The organism is Streptomyces sp. CA-106110 (assembly GCF_050936285.1).
Lineage (GTDB): Bacteria > Actinomycetota > Actinomycetes > Streptomycetales > Streptomycetaceae > Streptomyces.
Genome location: NZ_JBNJNB010000001.1, coordinates 6,915,179 through 6,939,128 on the forward strand (window position 1 = coordinate 6,915,179; position 23,950 = coordinate 6,939,128).

Here is a 23,950-nt window from a genome sequence, read left to right on the forward strand (position 1 = left end):
TACGGGCATTCGAGGCCCGTATGGCGAGCAGAGTCCCTGCCAGACAGCAGCAAGGGGAAACAGCCGGCCCGGCCACAGCGGCCCCTTGACCCGGGCAACCACAGCGACCGTCACAGGACAGCGACTGCGGCGGACTGACGCCGGCAGCGCCTTTCGCCCTCCCCGATCACCGGTAGTGGATACGAGGGATTGCCGTGATCAAACCCTATGGTCCCTACGACTTCATGCCGCCGATCAGGACCTTCTCGGTGACCTCGGAGTCCGTGGCCGACGGCGAGCCCCTGGCCCGCGAGCAGGTGAGTGGCATCCTGGGAGCGGGTGGATCGGACATCTCACCGCAGCTGAGCTGGTCCGGCCACCCCGAGGGGACACGCAGTTTCACCGTCGCGATGTTCGACCCCGATGTGCCCACTGCCTCAGGCTTCTGGCATTGGGCTGTGGCCAACCTTCCTGCCTCCGTGACCGATCTTCCGGCCGGGGCGGGAGACGGAAGCGAGCTGCCCGGCGGCGCGGTGACGCTGGCCAACGACGCCGGCTACAGAAGGTACCTGGGTCCGGCGACACCACCAGGCAACGGTCCCGACCGCTACTTCCTCGTGGTGCATGCCGTCGACGTGGAGAAACTGGAGGTGTCCGCGGCGACGACCCCTGCCCTCATGGACTTCCTTTTGTTCACCCACGCAATCGCACGGGCAACCATGTACGGGACCTACGAGCGGTGAGCGACTGGACGCAGGCACGGCGACCCCAGAAGGCGGAATGCCGTTCCAGTACCGGGCGGAGCGCTCATGAAGCCGACGGCGTGCGAGGCACGCGCGGAGACACTGCTGTGGCTGCCGGCGTCACCCCGTGCTGCAGGTTGTGGTCTTCGGCTTCAGAGACGAAACCGGCCCGCCACCACGCTGTGACCACTGATGCGTCTGCCTCCCGTGTCGAATGGCCACGAAGCCACGCGGGTCGGCAAGGATTCGTATGGTGGCAGGTCCTGGACGCCGTCGTGCGCTACTGATGCACGGCCGACCCTGGAGCGCCGTTGCTACCCAGGGGTCGGGATCACCGATCGTTGAGACCACGAGGAGTACGAACCCGTGAGCGACAACCCCGCGAACATCTGGCCGCTGGACGATGCACGACCAGGCGAGGTCGTCGTGATTGCCCGCTGGAGCCCGAGGGCCGGTGAGAGCGAGACGATCGCATCCATGCTCCCCGAACTGATCCGGGATTCCCGAGCCGAGCCTGGCTGCCTCGGCTACCAGATCTACCGCCCCGACGGCGCCGCCGACGGCGACCTCGTGCTCGTCGAGCACTACGCCGACCAGGCGGCGGTGGACGCCCACCGCGACAGCGCCCACTTCCGGGACCTCGTGCTGAAGCGCATCGTGCCCCTGCTGGCAGACCGCCATGCAGTCGTCACAACTGTGCAGTAAGACTCGCGGCATGGTGGCGCACACGTGGCACCTACCGCCCCGAAATGCCGCAGGAGAAACGTCCAAGTGTGGTTGTCAGGCTCCTTGGTCGGCTTTCGGGATGCCGCATCGTGGGACTTGGGGGTGAGTCCTTAGTCCACGATCTTTGAAACTGCCGTGACGCGAGCCACCGTGGGGCCCCCAGCGGGCCGGCCAGGGGGCGGCTGTGCCGACTGCGAGCCGACCCAGGGCACAGCCCCGCCGAGCAGCTTGTTAGTGTCCAACCGAGCGGGGAGAGCAGCTGAGCGCATGCGGGAGTGTGGGGGAGCATGGGACTGATGGATCGCGTGCGCGGTGAGTTCGTAGACATCGTCGAGTGGACGGACGACAGCCGCGACACCATCGTGTGGCGCTTCCCGCGGTACGAGAACGAGATCAAGATGGGTGCCCGACTGGTGGTTCGGGAGTCCCAGGTCGCGGTCTTTGTCAACGAAGGCCGGATCGCGGATGTCTTCACCCCGGGCACCTACACCCTGGAGACCCAGAACCTGCCGCTGCTCGCGACGCTCAAGGGTTGGAAGCACGGGTTCCACTCGCCGTTCAAGGCGGAGGTCTACTTCGTCACCACCCGCCAGTTCACCGACCTCAAGTGGGGCACCCGCAACCCCGTCATCGTCCGCGACCCGGAGTTCGGGATGGTGCGGTTGCGAGCCTTCGGCGCCTTCGCCGCCCGGGTCACCGACGCCGCCGCTCTGCTGCGCGAACTGGCAGGCACCGACCCGGAGTTCCGCACCGAGGAGGTGCAGGAGTACCTGCGTCAGCTCATCGTCGGGCGACTGGCCAACGCGCTGGCCGCCGCGCAGGTACCCGTGCTGGACCTGGCGACCCAGCAGGACGCACTGGGCGCCCGGCTGGCTGGGCTGCTCAGCGAGGAACTGGCCTCGGTCGGCATCGCGATACCCAAGTTCGTGATCGAGAACATCTCCCTCCCCGAGGAGGTCGAGGCCGCCATCGACACCCGTTCCCGGATGGGGATCGTCGGCGACCTCGGACGCTATACCCAGTTCCAGGCCGCCGAGGCGATCGGCGATGCGGCCCGCAATCCCGGCGGCCCCGGTGAGGGCGTCGGGCTGGGGGTCGGTATGGCGCTGGGTCAGCGCCTGGCAGCCGGCCTCACCCCGCCGCCGGCACCCGCCTCGCCCGCGGTGACCCCGCCTCCCCTGCCCACCCAGCAGCAGTGGTACCTCGGCGCCGGCGGGCAGCAGCAGGGTCCGTACGACACTGCAGCGCTGCTCGGGCTGATCAGCAACGGCGCCCTGACCCGCGGCACCCTGGTCTGGCAGCCGGGCATGTCCGGATGGCTGCCGGCCGAGCAGGTGCAGGAACTTGCCCGGCTCTTTGTCAGCACCCCTCCGCCGCTCCCCCCGCAGTCCTGAGCCACCACGTCGTTTCGGACTTCCTGCAGCGGCCCTGAGAGGAACGGCCATGACCGATCCGAGCACCGCCGATCCCGCAGCCTCACGCACCTTCCCGTGCGAGGCCTGCGGAGCCACCGTGGAGTACGCGCCCAGCACCGCCGCGCTGCGTTGCTCCTACTGCCAGCATGAACAGGCCATTGTGCCCGTGCTGCGGCAGGTGCAGGAGCATCCGTTCGAGGAACTGGCCACGCTGCCCGCCAAACCACTGGCCACCCCGGGCGCGCTGCGGACCTTCCACTGCCCGGGCTGCCAGGCGTGCACCGAGAGTGACTCCCTTTCCGTGCGGTGCCAGTTCTGTGCCACGCCGCTGGTTGCCGACGCGGCCCCCACCGAGCGGGTCGTCCCCGAGGCCGTGGTGCCGTTCGGCTTGGATCGCTCCGCCGCGCGAAAGGCACTGCGTGCGTGGACGTCCTCGCGCTGGTTCGCTCCCTCCAGCCTGAAGAAGGTCACCGAGGCGGAGACGTCAAAGGGCAGCTATCTGCCGCACTGGACCTACGACGCCGCCACGATCTCGCACTACCGCGGCGAGCGGGGAGAGCATTACTGGGTGACCGAGACCCACACCGTCACCGAGGGCGGCGAGACGCGCACCGAAACCCGTGAGGTGCAGCGCACCCGATGGTGGCCCGCGTCCGGGACCGTCGTCGAAGACTTCGACGACGTCCTGGTGCCGGGCACCACCCAGATGACCCAGAAGCAGTTGGACAAGCTGCACCCGTGGCCGCTGGACGAGGCGCGGCCGTACCAGGAGGAGTACCTGGCGGGCTTCCAGACCGTGCGCTACGACATCGAGCCGGAGGCGGGCCTGGACACGGCCAAGACGAAGATGGCCTCGGTGATCGAGGCCAGCTGCCGTAACGACATCGGCGGCGACGAGCAGCGAGTGCATTCCGTGGACACCCGCTACTCCGACCTGACCTTCAAGTTGCTCTTGCTGCCAGTGTGGATTCTGAGTTATCTGCACGCGGGCCGGAGCTGGCAGGTCATGGTGAACGCCCGCACCGGCGAGGTGATCGGTGAGCGGCCGTACAGCGTGTTGAAGATCGTGACGGCCGTGCTCGCCGCCCTGGCCGTGGTGAGCGCAGGCATCCTGCTGTATCTGGGGCTGAGGCACAGCTAGCTGTGTCGGAGACGCCGCAGAAACTTCGCCGCGTATTCGCCGCAGCCACCCGCAGAACGCTTCCGATGACGGGACCTTGTGCTGCACCAGCGACGATGGCAGGGGTGTCGCAGGATTCGAACCTGCGACACCCGCTCTAGGAGTTCATCCCGCCAGGTACAGGCCCAACAGTGGGGCCCCTCCCCATGGCCGGGCCCAGTCCGCTGACTACGGCCCTCGTGCCTCGTCGTACGTCCCCGTTGCCGTCAGCAGGTGCAGTCGGGCGTCAGGCGTCGTTCACAAACCCCTGCCATTGAGCGGTTCCTGACCTCAGCGTCGAGTACCCTTCCGTTCGGCAGGACGCGTACGTGGCCCGAGCCGACAGCGTCCGCATGGAACAGTGACGACGACGCCTACTACGGCAGGCGAGCGTCTACAGCCAGCCCCGGCGAGCGGCTTGCAGACCTGCCTGGAAGCGGGTCTGCGCTCCGAGTTCAACCATGAGGTCGCGGACGCGGCGCTGGGCGGTCCGGGGGTGCCAACCCATATGCCGAGCTATCGCCTCGTCGGTCAGGCCGGCGGCCAGCAGGCCGAGCAGGGTGCCGTGGTGTGTCTTGTCCGGCGTCGGCGCAGCGCCCGGCGGACCGAACCGGATCGGCACCGCGTCCGCCCACGCCCGCTGGAACAGAGCGATCAAGGTGTCCAGTAGCGAGGACTGATGAATAATCAGCGCACTGTCGCTGGTCGGGGAGCGCTCCAGAGAGATCAGCCCGATCCGGTCGTCGGCGATGAACATCTTGACCGGAACCCCGGTCGTCACCCGCGCCTCCTCGCCGCTCGCCACCAGTTCGCGGATCGCGGCCAGTCGGCCCGGCAGTTCGAGCCCGGACCGGTCGTAGACGCAGCGGTACCGCACTCCCGTCGGCAACAGCTCTGACTCGATGGCGTTGGTCCCGAGGCCCTGGATGTACGGGGGCCGGTCGAAAATGCTGACCTGCTGAACGGCGCTGCGCTGGAGCTGGGCGAGTCGCTGCACGATGCCCTCGCGGGTGGTCACGGTCTCGACGATCTCGTCGGGGCTCACCGCCTTCTGCCCGGTGCGGTAACGCTCCATCAGCCCGGCGGCAAGCACCCGTACTTGCTGCAGCGCTTGCTCCTGGGAGCGGACCAGCACTTCCATCGCCATGTCAGGGCGCGCGGGTTGGTACCGCACGGGGCGGCCCGGCAGCCGGGAGACCAGCCCTTTCGTCTCCAGCGCCGTGAGCGACGCAGTCACCCCCGCGTACGCCACGCGGGCGCGGATTTCGGCGGACGTGGCGGGGCCACCGTCCAGGAGGCCCAGGTAGACCTCCTGTTGTCCCGGTGTCAGCCCCAGCGCTTCCAGCACTTCCCATCACCACCGTATTCACGACACTGACGCGAACTACCCGCCCATCCTCCCTTCCAGCGGACTTCACGGCGTGCCAGCGTGACGAAAAACACAGCGATCTTGGGAAGGAGGCGCGAGTGCGTATCCAGCGCAACCGCGGGGACGGCTCTGCGACAGCCGCTCAGCAAGAGGCCACCGCACCGCCCGCGAAAACCGTCGCGATCAGCACGGGCTTCGATCCGTCCCACGCCTATGTGCCGGGCTCGCCGGCACTGGACAGCTACCGCCGCGGCCGCAGTCGTGTGGTTCCGGACCGGAGGGTTCCCAAATGAACGACCCAAGACGACGGCGGGCGGCGGGCCTTCCCGCTGCTTCGCTACTCGCCGCAGTGCCCGGCACTGCGTTCGCCGTTTTGCACACCATCAGAAACAGTCCGCGCAGAGGGCGGAGCGTCTCCGCCGGCCTGGCTGTGCTCAGCAGTGTCGCGATGGCGCTCCTGGGCGTACAAACCCCGGCGCAAGCGGTGACGCCGTCAGCCGACTCCACCGCGCCGAGCAGCACCATCCGCGTGGAGCACACCTGCGCCGCCGCAAAGCCGGGCGAGTTCAGCTGCTTCGCAGAGCGCCGCACCGACATCAAGGCCGTCAAGAGGCTGGCGCAGACAGCCACTCCCAACGGTTACGGCCCCGCCGACCTGTGGAGCGCCTACAACCTCCCGTCCGACGGCGGTGCCGGACAGACCATCGCGATCGTCGACGCCGACGACGACCCTACCGCCGAGGCTGACCTCGCCGTCTACCGCAAGCAGTACGGGCTTCCCGACTGCACCACCGACAACGGCTGCTTCTCCAAAGTCGACCAGCGCGGCGGCACCCACTACCCGACGCCCGACCCGAGCTGGGCAGGGGAGATCGCGCTCGACCTCGAAATGGTCTCCGCGATCGCGCCCAACGCGCACATCCTGCTCGTCGAGGCCGACTCGCCCAGCATCGACGACCTCGGCGCCAGCGTCGACGAGGCGGTCGCCCTCGGCGCCAAGTACGTCTCCAACTCCTACGGCTCGGCCTACAGCTCCGACCCCGGCAGTGGTGAGGTCGGCGAGGAGCTCTCCTGGGACGCGCACTATGACCACCCAGGCGTCGCGGTGGTGGCTTCCTCCGGCGACTTCGCCTACGGCGTGACGTATCCCGCGGCCTCCAGCCACGTCACCGCCGTCGGTGGCACCTCGCTGGCGCGTGACTCGAGCGCCCAGCGCGGCTGGAAGGAGTCCGTGTGGAAGGGCAACGACGGGAGCGGCGCCGGTTCCGGCTGTTCGATCTATGAGCCCAAGCCCGCCTTCCAGACCGACTCGGGCTGTGCCAACCGCACCGTGGCCGACGTCTCGGCGGTCGCCGACCCGGCTACCGGCGTCGCGGTCTACCAGACCTATGGCGGAGGCGGCTGGGCAGTCTTCGGCGGCACCAGTGTGTCCTCGCCGATCATCGCCGGCGTCTACGCCGATGCGGGTACGCCCACGGCCGGCAGTTACCCCAACGCCTATCCGTACGCGGCGACCAAGGCCATCAACGATGTGACCACAGGGAACAACGGCACCTGCGCCCCGGACTACCTGTGCACCGCCGGCCCCGGCTACGACGGTCCCACAGGCCTGGGCACGCCCAACGGCCTGACGGCCTTCCGCACCGGCCCGCATGGCCAGATCACCGGCAAGGTCACCGACGGCACCACCGGCGCCGCCGTGTCGCGCGCGCTGGTCACCGCCGGTTCGGCGTCCGCCTACACCCGGGCCGATGGCACCTACTCGCTGGTCGCACCGGTCGGCCATTACGACATCACGGTCGCGGCATACGGCTACGCATCCCGCACCGTCACCGGAGTGGATCTCGCCGACGGCGCGAACCTCACCGAGGACGTCGTTCTGACCGCGGTCCCCAGCGTCACGGTCTCCGGCAAGGTCGTGGACGGTTCCGGCCACGGCTGGCCCCTCTACGCCACGGTCTCCGCCCTGGGTGTTCCGGGTGCGCCGACCTGGACCGACCCGATGACCGGTGCGTTCTCCCTGAAGCTGCCGCAGAACGCGTCCTACAAGCTGCGCGTCAACCCCGCGTACAACGGCTACCAGACCGCCACCAAGACGATCGAGGTCGGCACAACGCCACTGAGCGTCGAGGTACCGTCCACCGTAGACGTCTGGGACGCCGACGCCGACGGGTACCAGCTCAAAGAGACCGGCCGGACTGAGCCCTTCGACTCGACCTCCACGCCCGACGGCTGGAGTGTGGTCAACGCCGACGGCACCACCCATGGCTGGGAGTTCGACGACCCGGGCTCCTATGGCAACACCACCGGAGGCAGTGGCGGTTTCGCCACGGCACGCACGGACGTCTACGGGTACGAGCAGCAGGACACGTACTTGACGTCCCCGGTGTACGACCTCGGCAACGCGCCGAACCCCGAACTGACCTTTGACACGGACGTCGCAACCATCAACGCGGACGCGGTCTCGGCGCAGGTCAGCGACGACGGCGGCCAGAACTGGCAGACCATCTGGTCGTCGGCCTTCACGAACGGAAAGATCGTCCTGCCCCTCACCGGCTACGCCGGCAAACCTGCCGTACAGGTCCGTTTCCACTTCAACACCACGTTCGGCTCATGGGCTCTGGACAATGTCTTCGTCGGCCAGCGCGACTTCGCTCCGGTTCCCGGCGGCCTGGTCACCGGTACCGTGACCGACGCCAACACCGGTCATGGACTCGTCGGCGCCACGGTGACGGCCGATGGCTCGTCAACGGTTCGTGCCATCGCTGCCGCCACACCTGACGACCCCGGCCTCGGCGACGGCTTCTACCACCTGTTCTCGCCGGCTGGATCCGTCAAGCTCACTGCGGAGAAGTGGCGCTACGGCGCGCTGGACAAGGCTGTGGAGGTGGGCGCCGACACCGTGGTGAACACCCCCTTCGTCCTCCAGGCCGGTCAGATCTCCACCACGGCTTCTATCAGCTCTTCGGTGGCCTGGGGCGGCAGGAGCACGCAGAACCTGAAGATCACCAATACCGGTGGCCTGCCTGCGTCCGTCACGCTTGGTGAGCACCCCGACGGCATGACGACCGCCACTGTCAAGGGCGCGCCTCTGCAGCTCATCAAGGGCACGTTCTCCCCGCTCCCCTCGGTGACCAAGAGCGACACGTCCGGTTCCACGGTCGCGCCGCAGGACGGCACCGGAAGCGGCGTCTGGGAGGCTGCCCCCAACCTGCCCGTCAACAGCGCCTCGGGCTCCGTCGACAGCTACCGCGGCAAGATCTATTCCGCTCTCGGCTACGGGGGGAACGGCAAGGACAGCTCGGCTCTGTACGTCCTCGACCCGGTGGCCGGGACCTGGACCAAACTCGCCGGCGCGACCGACGCTCGCGAGGGCGCGGCCCACGGGTTCATCAACGGCAAGCTCTACATCACCGGCGGAACGGGACCCGGTGGCGGAAACGATCCCAAGCTCGAGATCTACAACACCACCACCAACACCTGGAGCACCGGCAGTTCGACCGACCCCGACCCGCGCTTCAGCGCCGGAAGCGCCGTGCTGAACGGCAAGCTGTACACGGTCGGCGGCTGCAGCGGCTTCGCCTGCGGCATGACCGACGTCGAGGCCTACGATCCGGCCGCCGGCAGCTGGACCCAGCTCGCCGCGTACCCGGAGCCGACCTCCTGGGAGTCCTGCGCCGGCATCCAGGGCGAGCTCTACTGCGCAGGCGGCACCTCCTCGCAGGGCGGCGCCAGCCGGCACGCGTACAAGTTCGACCCCGCCGCCAACACCTGGTCGAAGATCGCGGACCTGCCGATTCCACTGTGGGGCTCGGCCTACGCCGCCGCCAACGGCCAGCTGGTCGTGTCCACCGGTGTCACCGAGTCACTCGGCGCGCAGGAAGCCACCAACCAGTCCTTCGCCTACGACCCGTCCAGCAACAGCTGGACCGCTCTGGCGAACGCCGATCAGGCCGGCGCCAAGGCCGGCGGCGCACTGGGCTTCTACAAGGTCGGCGGTGAACTGGGCAACGGAACTCTGACCCCGGCCGTCCAGCGGCTCGCCGGCTACGACCAGGAAGAGCCGGTCGACGTCACCTGGATGAGCACCGACGCCCAGAAGTTCACCCTGCAGCCCGGCCAGAGCACGACCGTGGCCGTCACGCTGAACGCCTCGGTGCCCGAGGTGTCCCAGCCCGGCGTCTACACGGCCTATCTGTCGGTGGGTGCCGACACGCCGTACGTCACGGGGAAGGTCCCGGTCACCCTGACCGTGGCCCCGCCCAAGACATGGGGCAAGGTCTCCGGCACCGTGCTCGGGACGACCGACACCGGCGGCACCGCCCCGATCAGCGGAGCAACGGTCGAGCTCGACTCGTCCAGCTCCCAGTACACCCTGTTCACGGAGGCCAATGGCGCTTACGGCCTGTGGCTGGACGCCGGCAACAGCCCGCTCACGGCGATCGTGGCCAAGGACGGTTACAAGCCGGTCACCTTGAAGGTGCGGTTCCAGAAGGGTCGGGCCACTATCACCAATGTGACTCTCACGAAGCTGTAACCGGGCAACCTCGGTCGGCCTCAGCCGAGGTCGACCGACCGCAGCACCCTTCCGCCGTGCCGCCTGGCTCCCGGTCAGGCGGCACGGCGGACGTCTCGTACCGCCGGCTCCACGGCGGCATCGTTGCTGGATCCGGCCATCGGCGTACCCTGCCGGAACTCGTGCTCGCGGCCGTGTACCTGATCCCCGGACGGTCGGCCTCTTCTACGGTCGGGCAACTGCGTCGATGTCACCTGGTGATGTCGGCACTCCGCGATCTGCTGCTCCCTCGGGATGGCGATCAGTTCACTGCCCACCAGTCATTGACGATCCTGGCGTATTCCTCCGGGGCCTGTTCCCAGATGTAGTGGCCGATGTCGACGATGTCGAGCCTGCTGTTGGGCAGGTGCCGGTGCAGGTACTCGGCGTTCTCAACCGGCACCACGTGGTCGTCGCGGCCGCCGATGACCTGCACAGGCAGTTCGATGCCGGGCAGCAGATCGCGCAGGACCGGTAGGTCCTCGCGGTAGGCGCGGAGGTATGCCATTTGGTCGACGATCCGCTGGCCCACGTAGGCCCCGATGTAGTCCTCGCGCACGATCTCCGGCACGTCGTAGCCCTTGATCTTGCTGATGGCGATCGTGACGATGTCCTTGGGGTGGAGTGCCCGGTACGGTGCAAGGTCCTCGGCATGCACCCACTCATCCAACGGGCCTGCCAGCTGCAGCGGGGCCGACGCGCCTCCGCTGCCCACGACGGCGCTGCGAAAGCGGTCCGGGTGCTGGGCCGCGGCGAACAGCACCGCGCTGGTGCCGATGTCCGGGCCCACGATGTGTGGCTTCGCCAGTCCCAACTCGTCGGCGATCCGCACGATGAAGTCGCTCATTGCCCTCGGTGACAGCAGGTCCTCCCGCATGTTCGAGTGCCCGAACCCCGGCAGGTCCACGGCGATCAGGCGAGTGGTCTCGGCCAATCGCGACCAGGTCGCGTGGTAGGCGTAGAGGCTTTCCGGAAACGGGCTCAGCAGCAGCGCTTCTCGGTCGCGGGGTCCGTCCTCGCTCTCGGCATAGCGAATGGACAGTCCGTCGACCCTCCGGAACCGGGGCTTGATCTCACTCATGTACTCGCCCTTTCTGAGTGGGCTCTTTTCGTATGCCAAGGGCGGTCGTCCTGACGTGGTCCGAAGACGCCGCCCAGAGGCGCGCGGTACAGGTTCGAAGCGGGCGCTCGAACCAACAATACGCGCACATGCTCCTATATTACCCGCGTGGCGTCCTGGAGGGAGGTCTGCAGATGGCAAAAGGCGCGTCCATGCAGGTAGGAGGCGTGATGGCAAGCGGGTGGGGTGCCGTCGTGACGGTCACGTCCGCAGATGCCGGGATGGGGGCGGCGCCGCTCGGAGTGCTTCCGGCGACCGGGGGAGGGAGCGTCGCCTGCGAGGCCGCGATGGGACCCGCGTCCATGGTGCTGTTCTCATGACTGCGCGAGGAGCGGGTTCTTCCAGAGAGGAGGGCCACGAGGGGCCCGGCGGATTGTGTTCGTGGGATCGGCCGGGTCCGTGATCGACACCGCGGCACCGCTTTAGAGCGAGGTTGAGCGACTCCGAGGCTGACCTGCGGAAGCAGCATGTCGGCGGACAGGCGGTACACGCCCTGCCGGCGCCCGCCCTTCCCCATGGCTCCCCGCTCGTTCTGGCACGGTTGTGGCACGGGGAAAGGGCCTTGCCAAGAGATTCATCGCCCGGCTTCGATCGTAGCCATGACCAACGGCGCAACCATCAGCCTCGCCGATGACCAGATCTTCGGCAACCAGATCCTCCGCGGCATCAAGATCCTGCGTGACCATCTGGGCTGTTCGCTCCATGAGGCCCTGAACGCCTTTGTCGCCCGGTACGAAGTGTTGAGGGCAGAGCGGCCGGAAGACTTCGCGTGCGGTCATGAGGAGTACTGGGTCGGCTTCTACTCGTGAGGCTCCATGGCCAGCGCGGTCAGGTTGTGGGTGACCGCTCGGCCGGCTGGCCCCATCTCGCAGGCCAAGCGCTTAGAAGGCGACTCGTGTGATCGTCGGCGCATCCCTCCTGACCTGGTGCTCCACGGACGCCGAGCGCGATGGATCGGCGCCTTCGACACGTATTCAGCAGGGGGCGCCAACGTCCACTGGCTACGGCCGCTCCCGCCGGGTATCTGGCTGAGCATGCTTGCCCTGATCTATACCGCGCACAGCGCAGCAACCACGGTGTGGGCCTTCGTGGGAGCCATTCTCATCGTGCTGGCGGTGGGTTGGTGCATCCGGATGAATCTCACCTGAGGCGCGATCCAGATTTTTCGGAGTTCGGCGGTCTGGGGATGTCGAGAACGTGCCACCGGCTCCGTCCCAGGGACATCAGCGGCCACCACCGGCCGCACCAGGAAGAAGGAGAAACCAGCATGGCGATTCAGCGGATGGACAACGTCGGCATCGTCGTCGAGGACATGGAGGCCGCCATCGCGTTCTTCCTGGAACTCGGTATGGAGCTGGAGGGCAGGGCGGAGGTCGAGGGCCTCTTCGCCGACCAGTGCACCGGACTCGACGGCGTCCGCTGTGACATCGCGATGGTCCGGACCCCGGACGGTCACGGCCGGCTCGAGCTGGCGAAGTACCGCAGCCCCGCGGTGATCAGCGCCGGGTCGCGTAATCGGCCGCACAACATTCTGGGCACGCACCGCGTCATGTTCGCCGTCGACGACATCGAGGACACCGTTGCCCGCCTGCGCCCCCATGGCGCCGAACTCGTCGGCGAGATCGCCCGGTTCGAGGACAGCTATCTGCTCTGCTACCTCCGCGGCCCGGAGGGCATCATCGTCGGGCTGGCCGAGCAACTGCACTGAGAAGGAGGAACCGAACCATGCAGCCGAACGGAAGCCATGAGATGGACCTGGGAGAGAGGCGGCTCGCCACCTCCGAAGTCGTGCCGAACCGCTCTATGCCCTCGCCGTCGACGCCGAGTTCCTGAAACGCGTTGATCACGCTCTTCCGCACAACTCCTGAGCCGCCGTCACGGAACACGATGAGGCGGATGGTGCAGTTCTCCGAACGCCGAACCACCCCGCCGCCCCATCGCACGCCTTCCTCGTCGGGCTCCGTGGCCACGATGTCCCCGCAGGCGATGCCTCGGACGAACCAGGGGATGTTGTCGAGCCGCACAGTGCCGTCACCCTGGTCGATGGCCCACAGACTTTCCACCGAGGCCGGAGGCCAGTCGGCCTCTATCCCAAGCCGGAAGTGCACCTTCACGTACGAGCCGCTGGGATGCGTCATGCTGCCCAGGATGCACGCATCAAGCGGGCCGCCTGGAGGGGCACTCTTTCGATGGCGACCTCTTCGTCCCGAACGAACTTCGCTGGGCGCTGGACCTCGGGCCGGCATGTCTCTCACGTGCCCCGATGGTCCGCAGCTGTCCGTGCTTGTTCGCCGGTGTGTGTCGGCGTTGTCACGCAGTTGGACACTCAGGCGAGTCCGGCTCCAGCGCATTGAGCCCCGGCTGGTCGCTTGCAGGCGTCGTTCTCTCGGAGGACGGGCCCCCGGAGCTGGTTCCCGCGGTCGGCGCCACGAGGAAACCGGCGGGGTAGGGGAACGGCCGTCTGGCCCGGCCCGTTGGACAGGCATGGGGCTCAGTAGGCGAGCGGGACATCAGGGGACCGGGCCCGGGGTGATCACCCCGGACGGCTGCGCGGTCGAGCTGTACTCGCGGCTGCCGGTCGGGGATGAGCCGGACATTGTCGCCGCGGCCGTGCCGGCGGGTGCGCACGTCCTGGAGCTGGGCTGTGGCGTGGGGCGCGTGACCCACCCGCTCCTGGAGCTGGGTTTTACGGTCACCGCCGTGGACGAGTCCCCAGAGATGCTCAACCGAGTCCGCGGGGCGCGCACGATATGCAGCCCGATCGAGGACCTTGACCTGGGCGAGACATTCGACGTGGTGATGCTCGCGTCGTTCCTTGTGCACGCCGGAGACACTGAAGCGCGTCGGGCGCTGCTGCGCACCTGCGTCCGGCATCTCGCGACGGGCGGCTGCGTGCTGATCCAGCGAGAGGGCGAGGACTGGCATACGAACCTGCCGCGTGAGCGTGTCGAGCCCAGCGGGTTCACAGTGCGGATCGTGTCGGCCGAGCCATCCGGTGATGGGGTGGACTCCATATATGCGGAGTACGAGTTCCCTGATGCCACATGGACACAAACGTTCCTGTCCCGGCCGCTGACGAAGGAGCAGTTCGAGGGGGCGCTCGCGGAGGTGGGCCTGAAGGTAGACAAGTACCTGACGGAGGACCGGACATGGGCGCGGGCGGGTTTCGCGGCCTAGGGGTATGTGCCTCGACGACTGGACGTCGGGCTCGTCGCTGTTCGGAAGACGCCGTATGCGGATGACGGCTGACCTGGCAACTCCCTGACCTGGGTCGGAGCGCGATCGGCACCGCTGTTCCCCGTCAGTCCCCGCTGCGCCCCGCCGGACCGGGCACGCAGGGCACAGCCGACCCTCTGCTTTTTAGTCGATCAGAAGCCGAGGTCCTGTCCGGCGGATCACGCTCTACTGCAAGTCCAACTCGCCAACTGTCTGGTCCCCACTGGTCTCGCCCGTCGGACGGAACCCGAGTGCTCGGTAGAAACGTTCCGGCCCGTCCTCGCCTGGGTGCCAGGTGGTAGTCAGGAGTGTGCCACCACGACCTCTTCGTCCCGAACGCGATCCGAGCTCGCATGACCCTGATCCGGGACCGCAGGTCTACGCGTCCGCCGTCCAGCAGCGTCCATTTCAGTCCGAGACGGTCGTCTTGCAGCTGCTCCGTTTGGCCCCCGGTGCGTTACATCCTGACCCCCGTCAGCGACGGACAGGTGCCCCAGTCGGTTCCGTTCGCGATCTGCACTGCCTTCCCCTCGCACCTCGGGTCACCGACGAATTGCTTATCAGGGCTGCCAGTTCGGTCCTGCACCGGGCAACCCGGGGATGTGCAGGGGTGTTCCGTGCCCTGTCATTGCTGTGATTGACCTGCATGCCGGATGTTCGCGGCGGAGGGGGATGGCTCGGTTTGAAGTTCCCCCGCTGAGCTGGACAGCCTGATACTGGGACGGTTGGGTCCCAGAGGAAGCAGTCCAGGTTGAGTGGCAAGAGCAACATGAGCAAGCGGTACACGCCCGAGTTCAAGCAGGACGCGGTGGAGCTGGTTCGCTCCTCCGGTCGGAACGTGACCGAGGTTGCCCGGGAGCTCGGCGTGAGTGCCGAGGGGCTGCGCGGCTGGGTCAAGCAGGCGAAGGTCGACCGCGGCGAGGGGCCCGCTGGCGCGCTGACCAGTGATGAGCGGGACGAGCTGCGGCGGTTGCGTCGTGAGGCCGCCGAGCTGAAGAAGGCGAACGAGATCCTGGTAAAAGTAGTCATGCCGCCGCTGTGCGGCGCCACCGTGGCGGGATGAGAATCCGGCTGGACCGCGCCTGCAGGACGCCAGCCCAACGCTACTGTTCGCCATCGGCTCGCCAGGGTCATCCTGCGGATGGTGACGCCCGGTTGACGTCGGTGCCGTGTGGTACTTCGAGTCCGCGTAAAAAGTATGACGCTGGGGCCTGAGGGATCGTTGACTGCTGCCACGAGCGCGAATCTCAGACTCTTCGACTGGTAGGCCCCTTCGGGCGGCACCGTCCGCGGCCGATCATCGGGGAGGCGAGGATGGACGTTATCGTGGACCGGGTCGCCGGCTTGGACGTGCACCGCGATACCGCGGTCGCCACGATCCGGGTTCCCGGCAGGCGCCGGGGCAGTCGGCATCATGAGACGCGGACTTACCAGACCACCGTGCGCGGTCTGGGTGAGCTCGGCAACTGGCTGGTCGCCGAACATATCGAGCTGGCGGGCATGGAGGCCACCGGGATCTATTGGAAGCCTGTGTTCGCCGCGCTGGAGGATCGGCTTGCGTGCTGGTTGTTGAATGCCCATCACATGCACAACGTGCCGGGCCGTAAGACCGACGTGGCCGACTCCGCGTGGATCGCCCAATTGTTGGAGCACGGACTGGTACGGCCTTCGTTCGTGCCGCCGCCGGAGATGCGGGATCTGCGGGATCTGACCCGCTCGCGCAGCGCGGTCACCCAGGAGCGGACCCGGATGATCCAGCGCCTGGAGAAGGTGATGCAGGACGCTGGGATCAAGCTGACCTCGGTGGCCTCGCAGGCGTATTCGAAGTCTGCCCGGGCCATCGTGGACGCGCTGATCCGTGGTGAGGGTGACCCGAAGGCGCTGGCGGCGCTGGCCAAGGGGCGACTGCGCTCCAAGCAAGACCGTCTGGTCGAGGCCCTGGGCAACCGTTTCCGCCCCGAGCACCACGGTGTGCTGGCAGCGCGGCTGCTGGACCACATCGACTCGCTGGAGGAAGCATCGGCGACGCTGGATGCCGAGATCGGACGGCGCCTTGCTCCGCACGCCGATCTGGTGGAACTGATCCGCTCCATCCCCGGCGTTGGGCCGAAGAACGTCCAGGTCCTGATCGCCGAGATCGGACTGGACATGGAGGTCTTCCCCACGTCGGCCCACCTCGCCTCCTGGGCAGGTATCTGCCCCGGCAACAACGCCTCCGGCGGCAAGCGCCGCCCAGGGCATACCCGTCCCGGCTCGCGCTGGCTCAAACAGGCACTGACCGAGGCCGCCTGGGGAGCCGCCCGCACCCGCGGTACCTACCTGGCCGCCCACCATGCCCAGATCAAGGGCCGTGCGGGACGGTTCAAGGCCATCGGCGCGACCCGGCACGACATCATCGTCGCCTACTGGCACATCGTCCACGACCGGGTGCCCTACCGGGAGCTGGGATCGGACTGGATCGCCCGCCGGTACTCGCCCGAGCGCCGAGCCCAACGGCTGATCTCCCAGCTGGAGGACCTGGGCATGAGGGTGCCCGTGGTTCCGGGCACGTCGGCGTGACGTGGATTCATATCTCAGCAGCGGCCTTCTTCGCGAAGGAGATCGTGAAGTAGGCGAGGTGTGCCTCTTCATCGATGCGGAGAAGGCCACCGAGGGCAACCCCGATGGCTACAGCGTTGCGCTGCTGTGCCGTGTACTGAAGGTCTCGCGCGCCACGTACTACTTCTGGCTGGCAAGTCGGCCGGCCGTCGCCGAGCGGCAGCGCGCCGAGGACGAACTCGCTGAGGAGATACGGGAGATCCACGGGAAGTCGCGTGGTGCCTATGGCGCCCCGCGCGTGCACGCCGCGCTGCGGCGCAAGGGCCATGCGATCAACCGGAAGAAGGTTGAACGGATCATGCGGGAGCGCGATATCCGAGGCGTGACCCGCCGCAAGCGCCGGTACCTGACGAAGCAGGACACCAAGGCCGCCCCGGCCCCGGACCTGGTCGGCCGCGACGTCACCGCCGCCGAACCCGGCACGAAGCTCGTCGGGGACATTACGTATCTGGCGACGATCGAGGGCTGGTGGTACCTGGCGACGGTCATCGACCTGGCGACACGCGAGGTGATCGGGTACGCGATGGCCGATCACCACCGCGCCGAACTGGTTACCGACGCGCTGGAGATGGCCGCCGGGCGCGGCCAGTTGCAGCCCGGCTGCATCATGCACACCGACCGCGGCAGCGAGTACACGAGTAGCGAATTCTGCCGGAAAATAAGGAAGTTGAACCTGAGGCAGAGTATGGGGAGAACCGGCATATGCTACGATAACGCCGCAGCCGAGAGCTTTTTCGGTTTGCTCAAAGCGGAGATCGGCACGACCGTCTGGGAGAGCCGCGAGGCGGCTCGCGCCGACGTCTTCCGCTTCATCGAAGTCGAATACAACCGCACCAGGCTCCGCAAACACCCCGAGTTCGGGTACCTCACCCCACTCGAAACCCGAGCCAGGCTGCAGCACGACTTCACCCCCGCAGCGTAAGCATCCGCTGTCCAAGATCAGGGGGGAACTTCAGTCCTCCCGCCCGACCGGCGCGTGCCATCCCTCATGTGCCGCACGGAAGGACAGCGTCATCAGCATGGCAGACGAGACAGCGGTGGTCGGCGGTGTCGACACCCACACCGACTTCCACCAGGCCGCCGTGATCGACTCCATCGGCCGGCACCTGGCCACCCAGGCATTTCCCACCACACCCGACGGCTATCACCGACTCCTGGACTGGCTCCGCTCCCACGGTGCCCTCATCGCCGTGGGCGTCAAGGGCACCGGAGCCTACGGCTGCGAACTCGCCCGGCACCTGCGGCACAACCAGGTCACCGTGATCGAGGTGGACCGCCCCGACCGCCGGGCCCGCAGGGCAAGCGGCAAGTCCGACCCCGTCGACGCCTTCGCCGCCGCAACCGCCGTCCTCACCGGCCGTGCCGGCGGCACGCCCAAGGCCCACGACGGCATCGTGGAGGCCATCCGTTCCCTACGGGTGGTGCGCCGCTCAGCCGTCAAGGCCCGCACGCAAACCATCAACCAGATCCGCGCCCTCATCATCACCGCACCAAGCGAAGTCCGCGAACCGCTGCGCGCTCTGGCCCCCGCCGAGCTGATCAAGTACCTGGCCCGCTCCCGCCCCGGCACGCAGACCAACGACCCGGCCTGCGCCGCCAAGGTCGCCCTGCGACGCCTGGCCCGCCGCCACCAATACCTCACCACAGAGATCGACGATGCCGATGCCGAACTCAAGACACTGATGACCGAAGCAGCGCCTGAGCTGGTCGCGTTACCCGGTGTGGGCATCGAGACCGCCGCCCAACTCCTGATCACCGCGGGAGACAACCCCGAGCGACTGACCTCGGAGGCATCCTTCGCCCACCTGTGTGCAGCAGCACCTGTCCCGGCCAGTTCGGGCCGCACCAACAGGCACCGTCTCAACCGGGGCGGCGACCGCAGGGCCAACCACGCACTCCACATGATCGCGCTGGTCCGCATGCGATACGACCAACGCACCCAGGAATACGTCGCCCGCCGCACCGCCGAAGGCATGTCCAAGAGGGACATCCTGCGCTGCCTCAAACGCTTCATCGCCCGCGAGGTCTACAAGTACCTCACCGGCCAACACACCCCACCGAAGGCACTCATCCAGACCGCTTGACGGCCTATAGGAGTCAGCCGTTCACCTGCGGATGACGCCTCGCGGACGTGAAAATCGGTCCAGGGGCTGTCCGCCGACGCCGCTTGATGTTTGGGCTGTGAGCCCGCATAGGAGTCTGGTGAGGGAGCCGTCCGAGGGGCCGCACACTGTCGCCTTGAGCACGCCGATCAGCTTCTCCGTTACCCCTCAAGGCTCCCCGGGCAGCGCCGCCCGGCCATCACATCAGGGGGTACATGGTGGAGGAGTTGAGAGAAGACCACGACGACGGAACGGTCGGGCGGGTCGCGGCGATCGACATCGCGAAGGCGTCAGGGATGGTCTGCCTGCGCGTCCCGCACGACACCATCGAGGGTCGGCGCGTCCAGCGGGTCTGGACGGTCGCCTCGACCACGAACACGATCCTGGAGCTCGGCGACCGCCTGATCTGCCAGGGCGTCGAGCGGGTCGTCATGGAAGCGACGGGTTCGTACTGGCGTCCGTTCTTCTACCTATTGGAGGCCCGCGGACTGGACTGCTGGCTGGTCAATGCGCGCGATGTGAAGAACGTCCCTGGGCGTCCGAAGACTGACAAGCTGGACGCGGTCTGGCTGGCCAAGCTCGCCGAACGCGGCATGGTCCGTGCCTCGTTCGTCCCGCCCAAGCCGGTCCGCCAGCTGCGGGATTTCACCCGCACCCGCACCGTGTTCGTCCAGGAGCGCACTCGCCACAAGCACCGGGTGGACAAGGCCCTCCAAGACGCGCAGATCAAACTGTCCGGCGTTGTCTCGGACCTTTTCGGCATGTCGGGACGGGCCATGCGCGACGCCCTGGTCGGCGGCGAACGCAACCCCCGCGCCCTGGCCGACCTCGCGAAGGGCAACCTGGTCAAGAAGAAGGCGGCCCTGGTTGAGGCTCTGACCGGGCAGTTCGAGGACCATCACGCACGGCTGCTAAGGGTGCTGCTGGGCACCGTCGACCACCTCACCGACCAGATCCAGGAACTCGACCGACTCATCGCCTGCACGCTGGAGGAGATCACCACTGCGTACGACGGCTCGGGAGAGGGACCGTCCACCGGTGGCGTGAACGCCCGCGACTTGGCCGAGAAGCTGGACGCGGTCCCTGGGATCGGGCCGGCGACCGCGCAGATCATCCTCGCCGAGATCGGTGCGGACATGAGCCGCTTCCCCACCCCTGAACACCTCGTCTCATGGGCGAAGCTGTGCCCCCGGACGATCCAGTCCGGGGCGAAGAGCACCACCGGCCCGGCCGGGCAGGGCAACCCCTGGCTGAAGGGGGCGTTGGGCGAGGCCGCCAACGCCGCCGCCCGCACCGACACCTTCCTCGGCGCCCGCTACCGGCGCATCGTCAAACGCCGCGGACACGCGAAAGCCCTGGTCGCCGTGGCCCGCTCGATACTCGTTATCACCTGGCACTTGATCAACGACCCGGACGCCTCCTACCAGGAGCTCGGCGCAGACTGGCACCAGCGCCATCTCAACCCTGCCCGCAAGACCCGCGATCTCGTGCGCCAACTCCAGGCCCTCGGCCACCAGGTCACCCTCGAAGCCGCATCCACCTGACTCACCCACCCCGACATCCGGTCCGCAAGCGGCCCGGATGCTGCCGCCTGCCCTCCCGAAGCTCAATTTTCCGATCAGCTTCATCAACGACGCCGGACGGGGACATACACCAGCGTCCCTGTCCGGCCGTCGTATCAAGCGATGGCCGCAGCCGGAGGAGGCTTGGATCGAACTCCTAAAGCGGTGATTACTCGCCCGCCCGCCGTACGCCAGTGCAGGACACCTGCTTGCCGCCAATGGGGCATGTCAAACGTAGCCGCACGGTGCGATCATTCTGTCCGTCGACATAGCGGGGGAGGGCGTATGGCCGGCCTGACAGTGACGGTGTGTCTGCCGGCCGGGGGCGCGGACGACATCGAAGGGGCCCTCGCCGTGGCTCTCGCGCCGTTCGACCAGAACGGTGACAACCCTCTGGACCGCGGCATGTGGGATGCACGCCGCATCCTCGGTGGCAGCGACGGCCGGGGGTTCGCGATCGTCTACGGATACGAGGACGATCCCAGGCTGGTTCACGACAAGCCCCGATACGACGGCAGCCCGGCTCCCAGCGCGCCAGGAGTCTGTGCCGGAGGACCACGTGCCCTGCTCGACTTCTCGCGGCCTCAGGCCGCTTCCGAACGAGCGGCGGCCGCGTCCTGGGACCTGTGGCAACGTCTGTCCGCCATGCATCCTCCAGCCCTGCCCCTCCGGGCCTTCGTGGACCGTTGGCGAAACGATCCGCACGCGTTCCCGGGCGGCCCCTGGAGCGACGGAATGGTGGCCGCCTACCAAGCCCAGCCGCTGATCAGGGCGTACCTCGGTCACCCCTGGAGTCTCGGGTTGGGCTTTCCGGGCTCCCCGTTCCATACGGAGCATCCCGTCATCGGCTACTCCGGGAGCCGTGCTGACTACATCCGTCAGTTCTCCCGGGCGCTTGCGCCGGACACCGATGTGCTCACCGTGGATGGCTGGTGGCGGGAGAGCGGCGGGAACGCCGTTCATGCGGCTTGCGACCCGGAATCGTGTCCTCACGATCCTCCGGGGCCCGCCGTATGGCCGGGCAGCGAGGCATACCTGGCGCAGCTGCCCGGCGACACGATTCTGGTACGGCTGCACTGCCACTGCTGATATCCCCACAGAAGTTGTGCCAGAACCCGTGTTCATGGACAGAGCCAGCGAGAGGTTGGCCCTGACATCAGTGGGTGACACCAACAGGCACGCACAGTGGTGGACAGCTAAGAACTGCTCTGTGCTAGGCGGTCCTTCACGAGCGGCCGGATGCACCGCCTCCCGTGAGGAGCGACTGGGGCGCACGCGCCTACGGATCAGAAGGTCTCTGACATCCATTGCTGACATCAACGTCGTCGGACGGTGGCGAATCCCACGGGCCTCCAGCGGATCGGAGAGCCGCCGCCGCTCATTGTTCCGGCAGATCGCTGGGAGCCGAAGTCGAACTTGTAAAGCGGCGGTCGCGTATCAAGACCCGGACGACAATGACGGCAACGCTGACGGCAACGAGCGCGGACGACGACAACGCCCGGCGGCCTGTCACGGAAGCCCCGCAGACCCGCTGGCCCAGCCAGCTGGGGTGTGCCCACATCTTCTAAGCGCCTGGTCGGGTTGGGCGGGTGAGTGTCCAACTGCCACCAGCCCTTTGAGACGGCCCGTCATAGCGTCACCTCCTGGAGCGCCTACGGCGACCTCTACGAGGCACTTCGCGGCCTGTAACCCAAGCTGCGGCCAAAGCGACGTCGGACCACGCCGAACGGTGGATCCCGGGCTAAGATCGCGCAGTCGCCGTTGTGGTCACCGCACGTCGAAGCGGTTAGCGAGGGCTTCATCGCCTCCCCGAACCCAGTGGTCGAAGGTTCGGGCTCGGGGAGGCTCCGACAAGGGGAGAAGCAGGGGGACTCACTATGGAAGAGCCGCGTCGCCAAGGCGGCCGGTACGAGGTGGGCACGATACTCGGCCGTGGTGGTATGGCCGAGGTCCATCTCGCCCATGACATCCGCCTGGGCCGCACCGTCGCGGTGAAGACGCTGCGGGTGGACCTCGCCCACGATCCGTCGTCCCAGGCCCGGTTCCGCAGGGAGGCCCAGTCAGCCGCCTCGCTCAATCATCCCGCGATCTGCGCGGTCCACGACACCGGCGAGGACTTCGTGGACGGCGTCTTGATCCCGTACATCGTCATGGAATACGTGGACGGCTCGACCCTGCGCGAGCTGCTGCACAGCGGTCGCGAGCTGCTGCCCGAGCGCGCCATGGAGATGACCGTCGGCATCCTCCAGGCGCTGGAGTACTCGCACCGCAACGGCATCGTCCACCGGGACATCAAGCCCGCCAACGTGATGCTCACCCGCACCGGCCAGGTGAAGGTGATGGACTTCGGCATCGCGCGCGCGATGGGCTCCGGCATGACGATGACGCAGACGGCCGCAGTGATCGGCACGGCGCAGTACCTCTCGCCGGAACAGGCGATGGGCGAAACCGTTGATGCCCGCTCCGACCTGTACTCCACCGGCTGCCTGCTCTACGAACTGCTCACCGTTCGGCCGCCCTTCATCGGCGACTCCCCGGTCGCCGTCGCCTACCAGCACGTACGCGAGGCCCCGCAACCGCCGAGCGTCTTCCGCCCTGAGATCCCCCCCGAGGTGGACGCGATCGTCCTGAAGGCGCTGGCCAAGGACCCTGGCTACCGCTACCAGTCCGCCGACGAGATGCGCGCGGACATCGAGGCGCACCTTGACGGACAGCCGGTCGCCGCGACGGCCGCGCTCGGCGTCGTCGGATACGGGTACGGCGGCTACACGGACAGCGCACCGACCACCGCCCTGCCGACGCTGCAGCAGTCGCGTCCCGCGTTTGCCCAGCAGCCCCCGCAACAGTCTGGCTACAGCGACGGCGGCGGCCGCCCGGGCGGCGCCGGCTTCGACTCCGGGTACCCTGATCCGGCTCGCGCCGGAGGTCGGCGTCTGTCGCTGGGTGCGCTCATCGGCATCGTGGCCGGTCTCGCTCTGATCGGCATTGTCGTGGGCACCGCGCTGGACGTCGGCGGCAACAACGGCAACGACCAGCAGCCGGCCGCCAACACCTCCGCCACCTCGGGCAGCGGCCAGTCCGGGACGGACACCGCGCAGGCCCAGGCGAAGTCGCTCGACGCGCTGCTGCAGTCGAGCAACAGCAGCCGCACGGCGGTGATCGACGCGGTCGCTTCCATCAAGCAGTGCAGCAACCTGGCTGGTTCGGCGACCGACCTGCGCACCGCCGCAAGTCGGCGCGACGACCTGGTCACCAAGCTCTCCCAGCTCACCTTCGACAAACTACCCAACCACGGCGACCTGGTGGCCCAGCTCACCACGGCCTGGAAGGCGTCCGCCGCCGCCGACAACCACTACGCCGCCTGGGCCGACCAGGCGGCCGGCGCCAAGGGCTGCCATAACGGCCA

Annotated in this window: 18 protein-coding genes and 2 pseudogenes; 16 read left to right on the forward strand and 4 right to left on the reverse strand. The window is 67.7% G+C overall.

Going from position 1 to position 23,950, the window contains the following annotated elements:
* The first annotated feature begins 194 nt into the window (after positions 1-194).
* The 4 genes from ACQEXA_RS31860 to ACQEXA_RS31875 all read left to right on the forward strand — a co-directional run bounded on the left by ACQEXA_RS31860 (position 195) and on the right by ACQEXA_RS31875 (position 4,004).
* Positions 195-722, forward strand: a complete 528-nt coding sequence (locus tag ACQEXA_RS31860; RefSeq protein WP_432929128.1) for a YbhB/YbcL family Raf kinase inhibitor-like protein — start codon at positions 195-197, stop codon at positions 720-722.
* 366 nt (positions 723-1,088) lie between these two features.
* Positions 1,089-1,427 carry a putative quinol monooxygenase gene (locus tag ACQEXA_RS31865; protein ID WP_432929126.1) on the forward strand — a complete coding sequence of 113 codons (339 nt, stop codon included), beginning with the start codon at positions 1,089-1,091 and terminating at the stop codon, positions 1,425-1,427.
* 308 nt (positions 1,428-1,735) lie between these two features.
* The gene (locus tag ACQEXA_RS31870) at positions 1,736-2,842 is read left to right on the forward strand and encodes an SPFH domain-containing protein (RefSeq protein WP_432929125.1); all 1,107 of its coding nucleotides are present in this window, start codon (positions 1,736-1,738) and stop codon (positions 2,840-2,842) included.
* 49 nt (positions 2,843-2,891) lie between these two features.
* Entirely contained in the window at positions 2,892-4,004 is a 1,113-nt protein-coding gene (locus ACQEXA_RS31875; RefSeq protein WP_433131787.1) for a hypothetical protein, read from the forward strand.
* A gap of 412 nt (positions 4,005-4,416) precedes the next feature.
* On the opposite strand, the gene ACQEXA_RS31880 is transcribed toward ACQEXA_RS31875, so the two are convergent.
* Entirely contained in the window at positions 4,417-5,370 is a 954-nt protein-coding gene (locus tag ACQEXA_RS31880) for a TrmB family transcriptional regulator (RefSeq protein WP_432929121.1), read from the reverse strand.
* Positions 5,371-5,489: 119 nt separating this feature from the next.
* Between ACQEXA_RS31880 and ACQEXA_RS31885 the strand changes: the two genes are divergently transcribed.
* Together ACQEXA_RS31885 and ACQEXA_RS31890 are read left to right on the forward strand one after the other, a co-directional pair.
* Positions 5,490-5,684: a hypothetical protein gene (locus ACQEXA_RS31885; RefSeq protein WP_432929119.1), complete on the forward strand. Its 195-nt coding sequence runs from the start codon at positions 5,490-5,492 to the stop codon at positions 5,682-5,684.
* Between the two features lie 155 nt (positions 5,685-5,839).
* Complete coding sequence (locus tag ACQEXA_RS31890) at positions 5,840-9,928, forward strand: carboxypeptidase regulatory-like domain-containing protein (RefSeq protein WP_433131789.1); 4,089 nt, start codon at positions 5,840-5,842, stop codon at positions 9,926-9,928.
* 280 nt (positions 9,929-10,208) lie between these two features.
* On the opposite strand, the gene ACQEXA_RS31895 is transcribed toward ACQEXA_RS31890, so the two are convergent.
* Positions 10,209-11,027, reverse strand: a complete 819-nt coding sequence (locus tag ACQEXA_RS31895) for an alpha/beta fold hydrolase (protein WP_432929117.1) — start codon at positions 11,025-11,027, stop codon at positions 10,209-10,211.
* 638 nt (positions 11,028-11,665) lie between these two features.
* Between ACQEXA_RS31895 and ACQEXA_RS31900 the strand changes: the two genes are divergently transcribed.
* Positions 11,666-11,875 (forward strand): hypothetical protein, encoded by a 210-nt coding sequence (locus ACQEXA_RS31900; RefSeq protein ID WP_432929116.1) that lies wholly within the window; start codon positions 11,666-11,668, stop codon positions 11,873-11,875.
* Between the two features lie 458 nt (positions 11,876-12,333).
* Positions 12,334-12,774 (forward strand): VOC family protein, encoded by a 441-nt coding sequence (locus ACQEXA_RS31905; protein ID WP_432929114.1) that lies wholly within the window; start codon positions 12,334-12,336, stop codon positions 12,772-12,774.
* Here ACQEXA_RS31905 and ACQEXA_RS31910 read toward each other — a convergent pair.
* The gene (locus tag ACQEXA_RS31910; protein ID WP_432929112.1) at positions 12,743-13,204 is read right to left on the reverse strand and encodes a DUF4265 domain-containing protein; all 462 of its coding nucleotides are present in this window, start codon (positions 13,202-13,204) and stop codon (positions 12,743-12,745) included. The genes ACQEXA_RS31905 and ACQEXA_RS31910 overlap by 32 nt on opposite strands.
* Before the next feature lie 346 nt (positions 13,205-13,550).
* Here ACQEXA_RS31910 and ACQEXA_RS31915 point away from each other — a divergent pair, with 346 nt between their 5' ends.
* Entirely contained in the window at positions 13,551-14,243 is a 693-nt protein-coding gene (locus ACQEXA_RS31915; protein ID WP_432929110.1) for a class I SAM-dependent methyltransferase, read from the forward strand.
* A gap of 225 nt (positions 14,244-14,468) precedes the next feature.
* On the opposite strand, the pseudogene ACQEXA_RS31920 reads toward ACQEXA_RS31915, so the two are convergent.
* A pseudogene (locus ACQEXA_RS31920) lies at positions 14,469-14,609 on the reverse strand (GNAT family N-acetyltransferase); the annotation flags it as partial.
* 424 nt (positions 14,610-15,033) lie between these two features.
* Here ACQEXA_RS31920 and ACQEXA_RS31925 point away from each other — a divergent pair.
* The 7 genes and pseudogenes from ACQEXA_RS31925 to pknB all read left to right on the forward strand — a co-directional run.
* Positions 15,034-15,345 (forward strand): transposase, encoded by a 312-nt coding sequence (locus ACQEXA_RS31925; protein WP_432929109.1) that lies wholly within the window; start codon positions 15,034-15,036, stop codon positions 15,343-15,345.
* Between the two features lie 251 nt (positions 15,346-15,596).
* Positions 15,597-16,841, forward strand: coding sequence for an IS110 family transposase (locus tag ACQEXA_RS31930; protein ID WP_432929107.1), 1,245 nt, complete (start codon positions 15,597-15,599; stop codon positions 16,839-16,841).
* A gap of 58 nt (positions 16,842-16,899) precedes the next feature.
* Complete coding sequence (locus ACQEXA_RS31935) at positions 16,900-17,802, forward strand: IS3 family transposase (RefSeq protein WP_432929105.1); 903 nt, start codon at positions 16,900-16,902, stop codon at positions 17,800-17,802.
* A 97-nt stretch (positions 17,803-17,899) separates the two neighbouring features.
* Complete coding sequence (locus tag ACQEXA_RS31940; RefSeq protein WP_432929103.1) at positions 17,900-18,964, forward strand: IS110 family transposase; 1,065 nt, start codon at positions 17,900-17,902, stop codon at positions 18,962-18,964.
* A gap of 245 nt (positions 18,965-19,209) precedes the next feature.
* A complete protein-coding gene (locus ACQEXA_RS31945; RefSeq protein WP_433131791.1) occupies positions 19,210-20,526 on the forward strand; it encodes an IS110 family transposase in 1,317 nt (438 codons plus the stop codon).
* A gap of 303 nt (positions 20,527-20,829) precedes the next feature.
* Entirely contained in the window at positions 20,830-21,633 is an 804-nt protein-coding gene (locus tag ACQEXA_RS31950; RefSeq protein WP_432929101.1) for a hypothetical protein, read from the forward strand.
* Positions 21,634-22,421: 788 nt separating this feature from the next.
* Positions 22,422-23,570: pseudogene (pknB, locus tag ACQEXA_RS31955) on the forward strand (Stk1 family PASTA domain-containing Ser/Thr kinase); the annotation flags it as partial.
* Positions 23,571-23,950 lie beyond the last annotated feature (380 nt).